Origin of the sequence: Pseudomonas sp. S4_EA_1b (assembly GCF_016307435.1) — a bacterium.
GTDB classification, from domain to species: Bacteria; Pseudomonadota; Gammaproteobacteria; order Pseudomonadales; family Pseudomonadaceae; genus Aquipseudomonas; species Aquipseudomonas rhodesiae.
Window position 1 is genome coordinate 92,312 of sequence record NZ_JAEILC010000022.1, and the last position, 14,819, is coordinate 107,130.

The 14,819-nt window shown below is 58.5% G+C and carries 18 protein-coding genes; 15 read left to right on the plus strand and 3 right to left on the minus strand.

Going from position 1 to position 14,819, the window contains the following annotated elements; all coding sequences use genetic code 11:
* The first annotated feature begins 6 nt into the window (after window positions 1-6).
* Genes YA0848_RS08305 through YA0848_RS08325 form a run of 5 tightly spaced genes read left to right on the plus strand, consistent with a single transcriptional unit; the run spans window position 7 to window position 2,414 of the window.
* Window positions 7-564, plus strand: coding sequence for a hypothetical protein (locus YA0848_RS08305; RefSeq protein ID WP_198712436.1), 558 nt, complete (start codon window positions 7-9; stop codon window positions 562-564).
* Between the two features lie 10 nt (window positions 565-574).
* Window positions 575-1,246 (plus strand): hypothetical protein, encoded by a 672-nt coding sequence (locus YA0848_RS08310; protein ID WP_198712437.1) that lies wholly within the window; start codon window positions 575-577, stop codon window positions 1,244-1,246.
* Window positions 1,247-1,295: 49 nt separating this feature from the next.
* Window positions 1,296-1,727, plus strand: a complete 432-nt coding sequence (locus YA0848_RS08315) for a hypothetical protein (protein WP_198712438.1) — start codon at window positions 1,296-1,298, stop codon at window positions 1,725-1,727.
* On the plus strand, window positions 1,727-2,041 hold the full coding sequence (locus tag YA0848_RS08320; RefSeq protein WP_198712439.1) for a hypothetical protein: 315 nt from the start codon (window positions 1,727-1,729) through the stop codon (window positions 2,039-2,041). The genes YA0848_RS08315 and YA0848_RS08320 overlap by 1 nt, the downstream gene beginning before the upstream one ends.
* Window positions 2,042-2,090: 49 nt before the next feature.
* Complete coding sequence (locus tag YA0848_RS08325; protein WP_198712440.1) at window positions 2,091-2,414, plus strand: hypothetical protein; 324 nt, start codon at window positions 2,091-2,093, stop codon at window positions 2,412-2,414.
* A 33-nt stretch (window positions 2,415-2,447) separates the two neighbouring features.
* Here the strand turns inward: YA0848_RS08325 and YA0848_RS08330 are convergent, their stop codons facing one another.
* Window positions 2,448-2,639 carry a hypothetical protein gene (locus YA0848_RS08330; RefSeq protein ID WP_221440259.1) on the minus strand — a complete coding sequence of 64 codons (192 nt, stop codon included), beginning with the start codon at window positions 2,637-2,639 and terminating at the stop codon, window positions 2,448-2,450.
* A 181-nt stretch (window positions 2,640-2,820) separates the two neighbouring features.
* On the opposite strand from YA0848_RS08330, the gene YA0848_RS08335 reads away from it, so the two are divergent.
* From YA0848_RS08335 to fdxA, 6 genes are all read left to right on the plus strand, one after another.
* A complete protein-coding gene (locus tag YA0848_RS08335; RefSeq protein ID WP_198712456.1) occupies window positions 2,821-3,375 on the plus strand; it encodes a hypothetical protein in 555 nt (184 codons plus the stop codon).
* Between the two features lie 35 nt (window positions 3,376-3,410).
* Window positions 3,411-3,629 (plus strand): hypothetical protein, encoded by a 219-nt coding sequence (locus YA0848_RS08340; protein WP_198712457.1) that lies wholly within the window; start codon window positions 3,411-3,413, stop codon window positions 3,627-3,629.
* Between the two features lie 2 nt (window positions 3,630-3,631).
* A complete protein-coding gene (locus YA0848_RS08345; protein ID WP_005785292.1) occupies window positions 3,632-3,826 on the plus strand; it encodes a DUF4224 domain-containing protein in 195 nt (64 codons plus the stop codon).
* 10 nt (window positions 3,827-3,836) lie between these two features.
* Entirely contained in the window at window positions 3,837-4,826 is a 990-nt protein-coding gene (locus YA0848_RS08350; protein ID WP_198712458.1) for a tyrosine-type recombinase/integrase, read from the plus strand.
* A gap of 51 nt (window positions 4,827-4,877) precedes the next feature.
* Complete coding sequence (gene mutS, locus YA0848_RS08355; RefSeq protein WP_169902713.1) at window positions 4,878-7,457, plus strand: DNA mismatch repair protein MutS; 2,580 nt, start codon at window positions 4,878-4,880, stop codon at window positions 7,455-7,457.
* Window positions 7,458-7,599: 142 nt separating this feature from the next.
* Window positions 7,600-7,923 carry a ferredoxin FdxA gene (fdxA, locus tag YA0848_RS08360; protein WP_034111970.1) on the plus strand — a complete coding sequence of 108 codons (324 nt, stop codon included), beginning with the start codon at window positions 7,600-7,602 and terminating at the stop codon, window positions 7,921-7,923.
* A gap of 437 nt (window positions 7,924-8,360) precedes the next feature.
* On the opposite strand, the gene apbC is transcribed toward fdxA, so the two are convergent.
* Window positions 8,361-9,455: an iron-sulfur cluster carrier protein ApbC gene (gene apbC / locus YA0848_RS08365; protein WP_034096144.1), complete on the minus strand. Its 1,095-nt coding sequence runs from the start codon at window positions 9,453-9,455 to the stop codon at window positions 8,361-8,363.
* Window positions 9,456-9,626: 171 nt separating this feature from the next.
* On the opposite strand from apbC, the gene metG reads away from it, so the two are divergent.
* The 4 genes from metG (at window position 9,627) to YA0848_RS08385 (ending at window position 13,851) form a co-directional block, all read left to right on the plus strand.
* Window positions 9,627-11,678: a methionine--tRNA ligase gene (gene metG / locus YA0848_RS08370; RefSeq protein WP_034096143.1), complete on the plus strand. Its 2,052-nt coding sequence runs from the start codon at window positions 9,627-9,629 to the stop codon at window positions 11,676-11,678.
* 117 nt (window positions 11,679-11,795) lie between these two features.
* A complete protein-coding gene (gene rsxB, locus YA0848_RS08375; RefSeq protein ID WP_047881572.1) occupies window positions 11,796-12,758 on the plus strand; it encodes an electron transport complex subunit RsxB in 963 nt (320 codons plus the stop codon).
* Window positions 12,759-12,922: 164 nt separating this feature from the next.
* A complete protein-coding gene (gene nth, locus YA0848_RS08380) occupies window positions 12,923-13,561 on the plus strand; it encodes an endonuclease III (protein WP_034096141.1) in 639 nt (212 codons plus the stop codon).
* Window positions 13,562-13,668: 107 nt separating this feature from the next.
* A complete protein-coding gene (locus YA0848_RS08385; RefSeq protein ID WP_034096140.1) occupies window positions 13,669-13,851 on the plus strand; it encodes a PA3496 family putative envelope integrity protein in 183 nt (60 codons plus the stop codon).
* A gap of 84 nt (window positions 13,852-13,935) precedes the next feature.
* Here the strand turns inward: YA0848_RS08385 and YA0848_RS08390 are convergent, their stop codons facing one another.
* Window positions 13,936-14,568 (minus strand): response regulator transcription factor, encoded by a 633-nt coding sequence (locus YA0848_RS08390; RefSeq protein ID WP_034096139.1) that lies wholly within the window; start codon window positions 14,566-14,568, stop codon window positions 13,936-13,938.
* Window positions 14,569-14,819: the final 251 nt, after the last annotated feature.

Below are 14,819 nucleotides of genomic sequence, written 5' to 3' on the forward strand. Positions count from 1 at the left end.
CTCCCCGTGATCAACCTGTTCTGGCGCCTGGTCGCCAAGCTGCTTGCGCGCCCGGCGGTTGCCGCCTGGCTCATCGGCCGCGCCCAGCGCACCCCATACCTTCACATCATGTCCGCCGACGGCACCGAGATGTATATGGGCCGCTGGTGGCTGTTCAACCCCTACTCCCGCGAAACGCACAAGCCAGCGCTGTGGTGGTGTCCCTGGTCGTTCCGCGTGCACCACATCATGCGGCCCGACGAAGACCGAGATTTGCATGACCACCCGTGGAACGCCCGCACCATCATCCTGCGAGGCTGGTACACGGAACAGCGGCTGCTCGACCATGAAGATCCGGTGCTGTCAGGGCTGAACGTGCCGGCCGGCGCCCAGGCCACCGAATACATCGACCGTCACGCCGGCGACACCGCGAGGCTCAACCACGGCGAGTACCACCGGATCGACGAACTATCCCCCGGCGGCGTCTACACCCTCTTCATCACCAGCAAGTGGCGTGGTGACTGGGGCTTTCTGGTCAACGGCGTGAAGGTGCCATGGCGCACCTACACCGGCACAGACAATTGAGGTTTTGAGTATGAGCAAGGTAATTCAAACGGTTGAAGAACTGGACGCCGTGCTGCATTGGCGCGGCAAGCACGCTCAGGCGATCCGTGAACGTCACGCCCTTCAGCAGCGCCTGACCGCAGCGAATGAGAGGAATGACTTGGCAATTGACCTGCTCCGGCGCGCACGCGCAGTCGTTGAGGGTGGCGGCTGGACTGATCTTGAAAGGGATATCGCCAAGTTCCTGAAGCCATGCAAGCCAGCCGCCAAGCCCTATGGCGAGCCGGTAGCGCGCCACCCTGACGCAATCATTGAGGGCGTGATGACCTCGGTTGGAATAACTCATGCGATCTACGCCAGCACTGTCTCGCTTAAGCATGGCGAGCAGGTGAAGCTCTACGCCGAGCAGCCCGCGCCGGTAGCGGTAGTTAGTTCCGGCGGCCACCTTCGCGCAGAGGCCCGCCAGTGCGATAACTGCAACCATGTCGGAATTAATGATTCTGGAGTGGGCATTGGCGCCTGCCATGATTGCGAATGGCAAGGCCCTGAACCAATAGAGGACAAGTGCCCAGGCTGTGATTCGGAAAACTGCATGGCAGCTGCATGCCCAAAATGCGGGGCTCGCTATGTGCTGCTAGCCGAAAAGAATCTACCAATCCAAGCCTGCCTCGACGAGCTGAAACGCCTCAACCCCTCTCTGTAACCCCTCCCCTTCAAAGTCAGCCGCTATAGCGGCAAGGACGAGCTCGACCATGGAAAAGATAAAACTCGGCCCGGACCATTATCGCTACGTCGACGAGCTCGACCCGAAAGGCCTGGAAGTCACCTGCAAAAAGTACGTGGTTATCGGCGAAACCGATCAGTGCTGGTACATCGTGGAGGAATTCCACAACAACCTCTTCGGCGGCCCGCATCGTGAATCGATGCTAAAGCAGTACCGCAAACGCGTGCTGAAGGAAGGCGGTGAGCACGGTCGCCGGTTCGCCTATACCGACAAATCCCTGGCACTTCGCTCGTACAAACAGCGCAAGTCCTGGCAGATGCGCCATGCCGAACTTGCGCTTGAGCGTGCTAAGGCTGCCATAGGTTATTTCGGCGATGCCAGGATCGAAAACACCGTACCGTCTGACGTACTGGTGGTCCCGTGCGAATACATCCAGGCCATGAACTGGAGCGAATGCTGATGACCGACTACACCGAACTGAAACGGCTGGCCGAGGCCGCCAAGAACGACTGCGGCGACTATGTCGCGCTGAATGATTACGGAATGGCGGTACCGCCATCCGTGGTACTTGAGCTGATCGCCGACCTGGAGCGCAACCAGCGCATGCTTCTTTCGGCCAGCATGGAAATGGGCGCAATTGGCAATGCGCTCAACGCCGAAATGAACGCCGACGGCGATGAGTTGCTGGGCATAGTTGTCGAGCTCAAGGCTGAGCGCGACAGCTTGCGCGCGGATCGGGACGGATTGCTCGAAGCAGGGGCTCACCTACTATGATCGCCACCCTCTGGTTCGCCTACGTCTTCATCTACAAGGTGGGCAGGCCATGACAGACCATGAACTGTTAAATCTGTCAGCCAAAGCAATGGGCTTCGAGCTGGAGTACCGGCGCGGGAGCGATGCCTTCTACTACGATGATCCAGAATCTGGCCGGGAGCAATGGAACCCACTCAGCGATGAAGGCCAGGCTGTCCGCATTGCGGTGCAGCTTCAGCTCAGCATCCTCTGGCTCACCAACCTGCAGTACGTGGTGGTCGAGCGTCGCGGCTTTGGCGAGAACATCGGCTGGACCGACGATGCAGGACGAGCCGGCGCGCTACGCCAAGCAGTCACCGTCGTAGCAGCTCAAATCGGCAGCACGCTTCCTTAACCCAATCCCCTGCATACCTGCCGTCGAATGGCGTCAGGGCAATTGACTATCAACCCAGCGCTCAGCAGCAGCCATTGCCTCATCGAGCGCCGCCGGATAGTCAGGCCAGGGCCCGGTCAGTTCAGCAGCAACTTCGCCCAACCCATCAATTGACGCGGGCTCGATGATCTTCGCGGCAACCGGTGCATCGTCGTTCGGACGTCGCCAGTCGAACTTGAGGAACATCGTGTGACCCCGATATGCGTGGGCAATCGGAACATCTATTTGGTGTGACACACGCCCTCCTGGCAATTGGGTGGAATGAATACCCGTTTTACACCCATCCCAACAACACAGATATCTAGGCACAACGCCATCACTCCATCCCCCTACATGCCTGCCGGTGAGCGGCGGGCGAGGTATTCCTATGTCCGTAGAATTGAAAGGCCACATCCTGAATCAGCGCCAACTGGACGCAATCGTCCCGGTTATGAATCTGCTGATGCAGGGAAAGGTTAAGCAGAAAGGCTTCGAAGACGCGTGTGTCAAGGCGCTTGAATCGGCTGGGTGCCCAGTGGGATACGACACGTCCATGCCGGGATCTGACACAACAGTGGCGGAACGAGCCCAGGCATGGATCCTGAATGGCCGCGTAGGCATGTCTGCAAAGGCGATCTACTGCCACATGACAGGCAATGCTGACAAGGATCGCTGGAATCACCCGCACGACCCTGACGACCTCAATCGCTGCCTCCTGCTGCTGGATCTGATACCAGAGTGGAAAGAGCGCATGCCGGAGATGAAGTCGCGCAGTCCTGCATGGGCTGGGCTGGCAGCCAGCTGGGCAGAGATCAGCCAAGCCTTTGTCGATGAGGCTGGGATGGATTGGTGCAAGGCAAAAAGCGCACCGAAAACCTACGCCCTCATGGAGCAGGCAATCGGCAACTACGAAGAGCCTGGCGTTTTCCGCATCCGCCTGTAACCCACCTTCTGCCGCTATAGCGGCAAGGACACCCCATGTTCGCTATGAAACTCACCCTGATACTGCTGGGCGCTTTGCTGTACCTGGTAGGAACCATCGGCTGGTTCTTCTGGGCCGGGCCTTACCTGCTGAACACCGGCACTACCGGGGCACTGCTCTACGCCTTCGCCGGCACATGCGCCTGGCTGCTGATCAGCTTCGGCCTGGCAATCCACATCATCAAGACAGCGCGGCCCACGGTGGGCGGGAGGTAGAAATGTTTTTGACAGCAGAGGAAGTTGCCGACCTGACCGGCTACAAGAAGCCAGGGGCACAGATAAAGTGGCTGACCGCAGAACGATACGGGTTCGCGGTAGGTGGTGATGGTCACCCGAAGGTGCTGCGCCAAGTTGTCATCGGGCGACTGGGTGGTATTCAATCAAGGAAGGGGCCGGAGTTGCGGCTGTGCTGAGGTGAGATAGATGCGACCGCGCAAGAAGGACCGGCACCTGCCAGCGTGCATGTACCAGAAGCACGGCGCCTACTACTTAGTCCGCAAGGGCAAGTGGTTGCGCCTTGGCACGGATTTTCAGGCGTCTCTCGCTGAGTACGCCATGCTTCTGGACAAGCGCAGCATGGGCGGAATGCCCAAACTGATCGACGACGCGCTGGAACACATGCGCACCAGGACAAAGCCGCCGCTGAAGCCGAACACGCTCAAGCAGTACGAGGCGGCTTGCGAGCGGCTGAAGGAGACCTTCGCCGACTTCGAGCCGCGCGAGGTGCTTCAACGCCACGTCGTGGCGCTCAAGTTGCACATGGCGGACACGCCGAACATGTCGAACCGGGTGATCTCGGTACTGCGGGCGGTGTTCACCTACGCACTGGAGCAGCAGATCGTCGACTCGAATCCGTGCATCGGCGTACGGCGGCACCTAGAACACAAGCGCGACAGGTACATCACCCATGGCGAGTTCCAGGCGATCTGCGCCAACTCAAGCGACAACATGCGCGTCATCTACGAGATGTGCTACCTGACCGGCCAGCGCATCGGTGATGTGCTGTCCATCCGATTGGCCGACATCAGCGCCGAAGGCATTGCATTCAAGCAGGAGAAGACGAACGCAAGGTTGCTGGTGCAAATGACTCCAGACCTGGAAGACCTGATCGCGCGCGCAAAGGCGCTGCCTAGGAAGATCCGTGGGCTCACGCTGTTCTGTTCCCCGCGCGGCGGCAAGCCAGTGCACTACAGCTCGGTGAAAGATGCCTTCGCAATCAGTTGCAGGAAGGCCGGCGTTGAAGATGCAAGCCTCCATGACCTGCGCGCCAAGTCGCTTTCCGACACGGACGACCAGGGCAACGACGCACAGAAGCTCGGTGGCCATACCGATGCAAAGATGACGCAACGTTATCTGCGCCTGCGTAAAATCAACGTGGGCCTCCCGCCGACAATGCCGAAAAAATCCCTGTAGTATTAGACAGATGTACTTTGTCAAATAGACAGGAAGAGCTGAACGCCCCGTATGACAGACCTTTCAAGCCACACCCCAATGATGCAGCAGTACTGGCGCTTGAAAAACCAGCACCCTGATCAGTTGATGTTCTACCGCATGGGCGACTTCTACGAGATCTTCTACGAAGACGCGAAGAAGGCTGCCAAGTTGCTGGACATCACGCTGACCGCGCGCGGGCAGTCGGCGGGGCAGTCAATTCCGATGTGTGGGATTCCTTACCACTCCCTCGAAGGCTATCTGGCCAAGCTGGTAAAACTGGGCGAGTCGGTGGTGATCTGCGAGCAGATCGGCGATCCGGCCACCAGCAAAGGCCCGGTGGAACGTCAGGTGGTGCGCATCATTACACCGGGTACGGTGAGTGATGAAGCGCTGCTGGATGAGCGTCGCGATAACTTGATCGCGGCGGTGCTGGGCGATGAGCGCTTGTTCGGCCTGGCCGTGCTGGATATCACCAGCGGCAATTTCACAGTCCTGGAGATCAAGGGGTGGGAGAACCTGCTGGCGGAGCTGGAGCGCATCAATCCCGTGGAGTTGCTGATCCCGGACGATTGGCCCAAGGACTTGCCGGCGGAAAAACGGCGTGGGACCAAACGTCGCGCGCCGTGGGATTTCGAGCGTGACTCGGCGCTCAAGAGCCTGTGCCAGCAATTCTCCGTGCAAGACCTTAAAGGCTTCGGTTGCGAAACCCTGACCCTGGCCATCGGCGCCGCCGGTTGCCTGCTCAGCTATGCCAAGGAAACCCAGCGCACCGCCCTGCCGCACTTGCGCAGCCTGCGCCACGAACGCTTGGACGATACAGTGGTGCTCGATGGCGCCAGCCGTCGCAACCTGGAGCTGGACACCAACCTGGCCGGCGGGCGCGACAATACTTTGCAATCGGTGGTCGACCGTTGCCAGACCGCCATGGGCAGCCGCCTGCTGACCCGTTGGCTGAACCGTCCGCTGCGGGATCTGAAGGTGCTGCAAGCGCGCCAATCCTCCATCACCTGCCTGCTGGATGGTTACCGCTTTGAAAAGCTGCAGCCGCAGCTCAAGGAAATCGGCGATATCGAGCGCATTCTGGCGCGGATCGGCCTGCGAAATGCGCGCCCGCGCGACCTGGCGCGCCTGCGCGATGCGCTCGGCGCCCTGCCGCAATTGCAAGCAGCCATGACGGAACTGGACGCGCCGCACCTGCAACAACTGGCCGTGACCACCAGCACCTACCCGGAACTGGCGGCGCTGCTGGAAAAAGCCATCATCGATAACCCGCCGGCCATCATCCGTGACGGTGGCGTACTGAAGGCCGGTTACGACAGCGAACTGGATGAGTTGCAAGCCCTGAGCGAAAACGCCGGGCAATTCCTTATCGACCTGGAAGCCCGCGAAAAAGCCCGCACTGGCCTGGCCAATCTGAAGGTCGGCTACAACCGCGTGCATGGCTACTTTATCGAGCTGCCCAGCAAACAGGCCGAACAGGCGCCGATCGACTATCAGCGCCGCCAGACGCTCAAAGGTGCCGAACGCTTTATCACCCCGGAGCTTAAGGAGTTCGAAGACAAGGCACTGTCAGCCAAAAGCCGGGCCTTGGCGCGGGAAAAGATGCTGTATGAGGCGCTGCTCGAAGACCTGATCGGCCAACTGGCACCGCTGCAAGACACGGCTGCCGCGTTGTCGGAACTGGACGTGTTGAGCAACCTGGCCGAACGCGCCCTCAACCTTGACCTCAACTGTCCGCGGTTCGTCACCGAGCCATGCATGCGCATCGTGCAGGGGCGTCACCCGGTGGTGGAGCAGGTGCTGACCACGCCGTTCGTCGCCAACGATCTGTCGCTGGATGACGATACCCGCATGCTGGTGATCACCGGTCCGAATATGGGCGGTAAATCCACCTACATGCGCCAGACGGCGTTGATCGTGTTGTTGGCGCATATCGGCAGTTTTGTGCCGGCGGCCAGTTGCGAGCTGTCCCTGGTAGACCGGATTTTCACCCGGATCGGCTCCAGCGATGACCTGGCCGGTGGGCGTTCGACCTTTATGGTGGAAATGAGCGAGACCGCCAATATCCTGCATAACGCTACCGAACGCAGCCTGGTGCTGATGGACGAAGTGGGTCGCGGCACCAGCACCTTCGACGGGCTGTCCCTGGCTTGGGCCGCCGCCGAGCGCTTGGCACATTTACGCGCCTACACGCTGTTCGCCACCCACTATTTCGAGCTGACCGTACTGCCGGAAAGCGAGCCGCTGGTGGCCAACGTGCACTTGAACGCGACCGAGCACAACGAGCGTATCGTGTTTCTGCACCATGTATTGCCGGGGCCGGCCAGTCAAAGCTACGGCCTGGCTGTTGCGCAACTGGCCGGTGTGCCGAACGACGTGATCAGCCGCGCCCGCGAACACCTCAGTCGCCTGGAAACCACTGCGTTACCCCACGAAACTGCGGTTGCCAGTCCCGCCAAGACTCAGCGACAAAGTGCCGCGCCACATCAGAGCGATCTCTTCGCCAGCCTGCCCCACCCCGTCCTGGATGAACTGGCCAAGCTGGAGCTGGACGATCTGACACCGCGTAAAGCACTCGAAATGTTATATGCACTGAAGACTCGGATATAACGCACAGGCCTGCAAACTGGTAGACTCTCGCGCGGTTTGGGATGCTGCTGGCTTTTAGCCTGGCCTGCAGACTATCGCTCCCGAACCTCGCGAGCCCTACCATTAAGGGTTTCGCTGCCGCCGCCTGAGGAGAAAATTAGAAATGACCTTCGTCGTCACCGACAACTGCATCAAGTGCAAGTACACCGACTGCGTAGAAGTCTGTCCGGTGGACTGCTTTTACGAAGGCCCGAACTTCCTGGTCATCCACCCGGACGAGTGCATTGATTGCGCCCTGTGTGAACCAGAATGCCCGGCCAACGCGATCTTCTCTGAGGATGAGGTGCCTGCCGGCATGGAGAACTTCATTGCGTTGAATGCTGAGCTGGCTGACATTTGGCCCAACATTACCGAGAAGAAAGACGCTCTGCCTGACGCCGAAGAGTGGGATGGCAAGACCGGCAAAATCGCCGATCTCGAACGCTGATAGCCTCACCGTTCCTCAAAAGGCCCCTTGCGGGCCTTTTTGCATTTCCTGGACCTGCTTTTACTTTTCTACAGGCGAAAAAAGGGGCGGTATGACCCGCCCACATTTTTTCCTTAGTCCCTTTATTCCTTTTCATCATCCTGATGAATCGCATCCCGCGATATTCCTTTAACCATCGTTCCTTGATGGCCGTGTCAATCCGTGGACACAGGACTGATGTTAGAGAGTTCCAAGGGAAGTTCAACGGGATGCTACATCCACTCCAGCACGCCGACGTAACAGAACACCCCTAAATAATTGTTATGTTTCAATAAGATAGAAAAGTCTTTCGCATTTTTTAGCCACCCAGGGCGAGGAAAAAAACCATTCGCTTACGAAAAAGTAAGCGAATGCTTACATGAGACATTGCGCAAAAGCGTAATCGCCCCCTCCTCGCCTCAATCCTCGCTGACAGTGATCGTCGGCATGGATGGCATGGCCGCTTCCTGCAGCACGATCCGCGCGCCCACATGGCGGGCCAGTTCCTGATAAATCATGGCGATTTGGCTATCAGGCTCAGCCATTACCGTAGGCTTGCCGCCATCAGCCTGTTCGCGGATCAGCATCGACAACGGCAGCGAGGCCAATAGCTCGACGCCATACTGGGTGGCCAGCTTCTCGCCGCCCCCTTCACCAAACAAATGCTCGGCATGACCGCAATTGGAGCAGATATGCACCGCCATGTTTTCCACGACGCCCAGCACCGGAATGTTGACCTTACGGAACATCTCCACGCCTTTTTTCGCGTCCAGCAGCGCCAGATCCTGAGGCGTGGTAACGATCACTGAACCCGCCACCGGCACCTTCTGCGCCAGGGTCAGCTGGATATCACCGGTGCCGGGCGGCATATCGATGACCAGGTAGTCCAGGTCGCCCCAGGCTGTCTGGGTGACCAGTTGCAACAACGCGCCGGAAACCATCGGCCCTCGCCAGACCATTGGCGTGTTGTCATCGGTCAAGAACGCCATGGACATTACTTCCACGCCCAGGGACTCGATAGGCACGAACCACTTCTGATCCTTGACCTTCGGCCGCGTGCCTTCGGCGATGCCGAACATCACGCCTTGGCTCGGCCCGTAGATATCGGCGTCGAGAATGCCCACACGTGCGCCTTCGCGGGCCAGGGCCAGGGCCAGGTTGGCCGCCGTAGTAGACTTGCCCACCCCGCCCTTGCCGGACGCCACTGCCACCACATTCTTGACGTTGGCCAAGCCCGGGATCTGCGCCTGCGCCTTGTGCGCGGCGATGACACATTGAATATCGACCTTGGCCGAACGTACGCCGTCCAAACCTTCTATGGCCATCTGCAGCATCTGTGCCCAGCCGTTCTTGAACAGGCCGGCGGCGTAGCCCAGCTCCAACTGGACCGAGACTTGATCGCCCTGGACCTCGATGGCTCGCACACAGCCGGCGCTCACCGGGTCCTGGTTCAAATAGGGGTCGGTGTACTGGCGAAGAACGGCTTCCACCGCTGCGCGATTCACGGCGCTCATGGGCTACTCCCGAAAAAGACTGACTGAAACAGGCGGCTATCCTAACCGTTCCGGCCACGTAACGGCATGCTTTCGACAGTTTGCAGGATGCTGAAACAACGCCACGGGGTGAAATAAATTTGCCGGCGCTTTATAGTGGCCGACCTCCGTTTCATCAAGTAGCCGAGCCCCATGTCCGAGCCACGCAAGATCCTCGTCACCAGCGCCCTGCCCTATGCCAATGGTTCCATCCATCTTGGCCATATGCTTGAGTACATCCAGACCGATATGTGGGTGCGCTTCCAGAAGCATCGCGGCAATCAATGCATTTATGTCTGCGCGGACGACGCCCACGGTTCGGCCATCATGCTGCGCGCCGAAAAGGAAGGCATCACGCCGGAACAACTGATCGCCAATGTGCAGGCTGAACACAGCGCCGACTTTGCCGATTTCCTGGTGGACTTCGACAACTTCCATTCGACCCACGCCGAAGAAAACCGCGAGCTGTCGAGCCAGATCTACCTGCGATTGAAAGAAGCCGGCCACATTGCAACTCGCTCGATCACCCAGTATTTCGACCCGGAAAAGAAAATGTTCCTGGCCGACCGCTTCATCAAGGGCACCTGCCCCAAGTGTGGCACTGAAGACCAGTACGGCGACAACTGCGAAAAATGCGGTGCCACCTACGCCCCCACCGACCTGAAGGATCCCAAGTCGGCGATTTCCGGCGCCACCCCGGTGCTCAAGGACTCCCAGCACTTCTTCTTCAAGCTCCCGGATTTCCAGCAGATGCTGCAAACCTGGACCCGCAGCGGCACTTTGCAGGACGCCGTGGCCAACAAGATCGCCGAATGGCTGGATGCCGGGCTGCAGCAGTGGGACATCTCCCGCGATGCGCCGTACTTCGGCTTCGAGATTCCAGGCGAGCCAGGCAAGTACTTCTATGTGTGGCTGGACGCGCCGATCGGCTACATGGCCAGCTTCAAGAACCTCTGCGACCGCACGCCGGAGCTGGACTTCGACGCGTTCTGGAGCAAGGAGTCCACGGCCGAGCTGTATCACTTCATCGGCAAGGACATCGTCAACTTCCACGCCCTGTTCTGGCCAGCAATGCTCGAAGGCTCGGGCTACCGCAAGCCGACCGGCATCAATGTGCACGGCTACCTGACCGTCAATGGTCAGAAGATGTCCAAGTCCCGTGGCACCTTCATCAAGGCGCGCACCTACCTGGACCACCTGTCGCCGGAATACCTGCGCTACTACTACGCCTCCAAACTTGGCCGTGGCGTCGATGACCTGGACTTGAACCTGGAAGACTTCGTGCAGAAGGTCAACTCTGACCTGGTGGGCAAAGTCGTTAACATCGCCAGCCGTTGCGCCGGTTTTATCCACAAGGGCAATGCCGGCGTGATGGTGGCCGAGAATGCCGCACCGGAGCTGACCGACGCCTTCCTGGCCGCCGCGCCGAGCATCGCCGATGCTTATGAAGCCCGTGACTTCGCCCGCGCCATGCGTGAAATCATGGGCCTGGCCGACCGCGCCAACGCCTGGATCGCAGATAAAGCCCCATGGTCACTGAACAAACAGGAAGGCAAAGAAGCTGAGGTGCAGGCGATCTGCGCCACGGGCGTCAACCTGTTCCGCCAGTTGGTGATCTTCCTCAAACCGGTGCTGCCACTGCTGGCCGCCGATGCCGAGGCATTCTTGAATGTCGCCCCCCTGACCTGGAACGACCACGCCACCTTGCTCGCCAACCACCCGTTGAACGCGTTCAAGCCGCTGATGACGCGCATCGACCCTGTGAAGGTACAAGCCATGACCGACGCTTCGAAAGAAGACCTGGCCGCCAGCCAGACCGACACCGGCGACGCCGCACCGGCCGGCAATGGCGAACTGGCTAAGGATCCGCTGTCCCCGGAAATCGATTTCGACGCCTTCGCCGCCATCGATCTGCGCGTTGCCCTCATCGTCAAGGCCGAGGCGGTGGAAGGTGCCGACAAACTGTTGCGCCTGACCCTGGATATCGGCGATGAGCGGCGCAATGTGTTCTCCGGGATCAAGAGCGCCTATCCGGACCCGTCCAAACTCGATGGTCGCCTGACCATGATGATCGCCAACCTCAAGCCGCGGAAAATGAAGTTCGGTATTTCCGAAGGCATGGTGATGGCGGCAGGGCCTGGCGGTGAAGAAATCTACCTGCTCAGCCCTGACAGTGGCGCCAAGCCGGGTCAGCGCATCAAGTAAATCTGCACAACAAGCCTTGTCGTTTCGGCGACAGGGCTTTGCAGCTAGCCTCCCTTCTTGCCTGCCGGATAATCAGGCTCTGTTTGTTTAATCAACCGGCATGACAACGATCTCAGCATGAACCTCATTCAACGTATCGACGCGCTGCTGCCGCAGACCCAATGCGGCAAATGCGGGCACCCAGGCTGCAAACCTTACGCCGAAGGAATTGCTCAGGGCGAAGCGATAAACAAGTGCCCGCCCGGTGGTCAGGAGACCATTGCTGGACTCGCGCAATTGCTGAACGTGCCGATGCTGGAACTGGACACCAGCCGAGGAGACGGGCCAGCCCAAATCGCCTTCATCCGCGAGGCCGAGTGCATCGGCTGCACCAAATGTATCCAGGCCTGCCCGGTGGATGCCATTGTCGGCGCCGCCAAGCTGATGCACACGGTGATCATCGACGAGTGCACCGGCTGTGACCTTTGCGTGGCGCCCTGTCCGGTTGATTGCATCGAGATGCGTGCGCCGCTCAGCGTCGTTGCGCTTGTGGGTGGTTTGGCGAGCGATGATAAAGAACGCCTTGAGCGCGAGGTCAAACGCAGTCGCGCCCGTCGCCGCTTCGAACAACGTAACGCGCGCCTGCAGCGCGAAGAAGCACACAAACTCGCCGAACGCCTGGCCCGCCCCAAGCGCTCGGCACCTGTAGAAGTAACGACGATAGACGCAGCACAAGCAGCACGCGATGCGGCAGTGAAGAAGGCCAAGGTCAATGTAACCATGAGCCGTGCCCAACTGCACAAATCCTTGAAAGCCTTTGGGCATCCGCCGACGTTTGAGCAACAATCGCAACTGATTGTCCTCCAGCAGCAGTTCGAGGCGGCGGAGCAGGCCCTGGCAGCGCTGGAGTTCAGTGGCGCTCCGGTAGCCAAACAATCCAACCGCAATTCTGCTGACCTTAAACGCGCGAAGATTCAGCTGGCGATGCGCCGCGCCGAGTTGAAGAAGGCCCAGGACCAACAGGCCGACGCGCAGCAACTGGCGGATGCACAGCACAGACTCGATGAAGCTCAACGCCAGGTGGATAACCATGGTGACTGAGCTGTAACAGGCACGGAACCCGGCCTTGCTGGCCTTTTCGGCGCGGCCATGACACATATTGATGCCCGTCAGGCTTATTCTGCTTGGATTATCGCTCGCAGGGCCTCACACAGGGCTCTCCACTTCGACATCCCGCTGACCGTCTGCAAGGAACATTTCGCCTCATGAATGCTGCAAAACGCCTGGAAATTTTTCGCAGGCTCCACGAAGACAATCCAGAACCCAAGACCGAGCTGGCTTACTCGTCACCGTTCGAGCTGCTGATTGCGGTGATCCTGTCCGCTCAATCCACGGACGTGGGTGTCAATAAGGCCACAGCCAAGTTATTTCCCGTGGCCAATACACCCGAAGCAATCTATGCCCTGGGCGTTGAGGGGCTGTCGGAGTACATCAAGACCATCGGCCTTTACAACAGCAAGGCCAAGAATGTGATCGAGACCTGTCGTTTGCTGATCGAGCGACACGGCAGCGAAGTGCCGCAAACCCGTGAAGCCCTGGAAGCCCTGCCAGGCGTGGGTCGCAAGACCGCCAACGTGGTGCTCAACACCGCCTTTCGACAACTGACCATGGCCGTGGATACGCATATTTTCCGAGTCAGCAACCGCACCGGAATTGCTCGCGGGAAAAACGTGGTGGAGGTAGAAAAGCAACTGATGAAGTTCGTGCCCAAGCCCTACCTGCTTGATTCCCACCACTGGCTTATCCTGCACGGACGCTACGTCTGCCAAGCCCGAAAGCCCCGTTGCGGGAGCTGTCGGATCGAAGATTTGTGTGAATACAAAGACAAGACATCCGACGATTGAGGAATCATTGATTTTCTTCATCTCACGATTGAAAAAATCTTTTTTACCCGCCCGCGGATTATCGTTATAAGGAGCGCCAACGGCAGTCTTAGCCTGGAGTTAACCTTATGAGCACTGGCAAAGAACAATTGGAAATCGAAGACGACCTTGTGGAGTCGGATGACGATGGAACTGATGCACCTGTTGCAGAAGTGGCCAAGACCAATCTGAGCAAACGCCGCACCATCGACAATCTTCTGGAAGAGCGACGCCTGCAAAAGCAATTGGCCGATTACGATTTCGACCTCTGACCAAGCGGTCGATCACCGGAAGCCTCCCTGACGGAGGCTTTTTTCTGCCGGTCACCCTGGCTACGTAGGGTGTTATACCCTCCTCTACACTAGGCCGTTGCGCTGAGCCAGTTCGATCAGGTCAACCAGAGAGCGGGCATTGAGCTTGAGCAGCAAGCGCGTCTTGTAGGTACTGACCGTCTTGTTGCTGAGGAACATACCGTCAGCGATCTCCTTGTTCGTCTTACCACGGGCCAGTTGCTGCAACACCATCATCTCACGCCCCGACAGACGCTCGACCATATCAGCCTCGCTGGCATTACCCATAGTGGAACGCACCGAGTTCAAAGCCTGGTTCGGGAAATAGCTGTAGCCCGACAAAACGGCTTTGATCGCGCTGAGCAGCTCGGTCAGATCCTGTTGTTTGCACACATAGCCAGCAGCTCCGGCTTGCATGCAACGCATTGAAAAATGCCCGGGAGCTTGAGACGTCAGCACCAACACCTTGAACGGCGCAGGTTGTTTGGTTGAGGACAGCCTGCAAATAACTTCCAGTCCGTCAAGTTTGGGAATTCCAATATCCAGTATGACAATATCCGGCATATGTTCCCGTGCAAGTTGCAACGCATCGACACCGTTATCAGTCTCGGCAACGACTTCATAACCATGACGCTCCATTAGCATACGCACAGCAAGACGAATGACAGGATGATCATCCACGATCAGCACTTTATTCATAAGAAAGTCCAATTTCGCTGTTCGAATTATTCAGAGCAAGCACAATAGCCTAGTCGTTTCCTAGTTGGCATAGCGCTCCCCCCCAAGCAACAGCAAGCAGAGACCCAACCCACAACCATAAAGGAATCGCCCTACAAAAAAACACCAAGTCGGATGTTTCCAGTTTTATGCAGCCTTTCAGACCTTTCCGGGCCCATACATAGTTTGAATGAAATTTCCGGAAAATTAGGTACAGGCGGTAACCCCCCCTC

Bases quoted from the DNA above. Each gene is read 5' to 3' on its own strand.
- YA0848_RS08310 (WP_198712437.1), top strand. From the start codon at position 575: ATGAGCAAGGTAATTCAAACGGTTGAAGAACTGGACGCCGTGCTGCAT.
- YA0848_RS08315 (WP_198712438.1), top strand. From the start codon at position 1,296: ATGGAAAAGATAAAACTCGGCCCGGACCATTATCGCTACGTCGACGAG.
- YA0848_RS08320 (WP_198712439.1), top strand. From the start codon at position 1,727: ATGACCGACTACACCGAACTGAAACGGCTGGCCGAGGCCGCCAAGAAC.
- YA0848_RS08325 (WP_198712440.1), top strand. From the start codon at position 2,091: ATGACAGACCATGAACTGTTAAATCTGTCAGCCAAAGCAATGGGCTTC.
- YA0848_RS08330 (WP_221440259.1), bottom strand. From the start codon at position 2,639: ATGTTCCTCAAGTTCGACTGGCGACGTCCGAACGACGATGCACCGGTT.
- YA0848_RS08335 (WP_198712456.1), top strand. From the start codon at position 2,821: ATGTCCGTAGAATTGAAAGGCCACATCCTGAATCAGCGCCAACTGGAC.
- YA0848_RS08340 (WP_198712457.1), top strand. From the start codon at position 3,411: ATGTTCGCTATGAAACTCACCCTGATACTGCTGGGCGCTTTGCTGTAC.
- YA0848_RS08345 (WP_005785292.1), top strand. From the start codon at position 3,632: ATGTTTTTGACAGCAGAGGAAGTTGCCGACCTGACCGGCTACAAGAAG.
- YA0848_RS08350 (WP_198712458.1), top strand. From the start codon at position 3,837: ATGCGACCGCGCAAGAAGGACCGGCACCTGCCAGCGTGCATGTACCAG.
- mutS (WP_169902713.1), top strand. From the start codon at position 4,878: ATGACAGACCTTTCAAGCCACACCCCAATGATGCAGCAGTACTGGCGC.
- fdxA (WP_034111970.1), top strand. From the start codon at position 7,600: ATGACCTTCGTCGTCACCGACAACTGCATCAAGTGCAAGTACACCGAC.
- apbC (WP_034096144.1), bottom strand. From the start codon at position 9,455: ATGAGCGCCGTGAATCGCGCAGCGGTGGAAGCCGTTCTTCGCCAGTAC.
- metG (WP_034096143.1), top strand. From the start codon at position 9,627: ATGTCCGAGCCACGCAAGATCCTCGTCACCAGCGCCCTGCCCTATGCC.
- rsxB (WP_047881572.1), top strand. From the start codon at position 11,796: ATGAACCTCATTCAACGTATCGACGCGCTGCTGCCGCAGACCCAATGC.
- nth (WP_034096141.1), top strand. From the start codon at position 12,923: ATGAATGCTGCAAAACGCCTGGAAATTTTTCGCAGGCTCCACGAAGAC.
- YA0848_RS08385 (WP_034096140.1), top strand. From the start codon at position 13,669: ATGAGCACTGGCAAAGAACAATTGGAAATCGAAGACGACCTTGTGGAG.
- YA0848_RS08390 (WP_034096139.1), bottom strand. From the start codon at position 14,568: ATGAATAAAGTGCTGATCGTGGATGATCATCCTGTCATTCGTCTTGCT.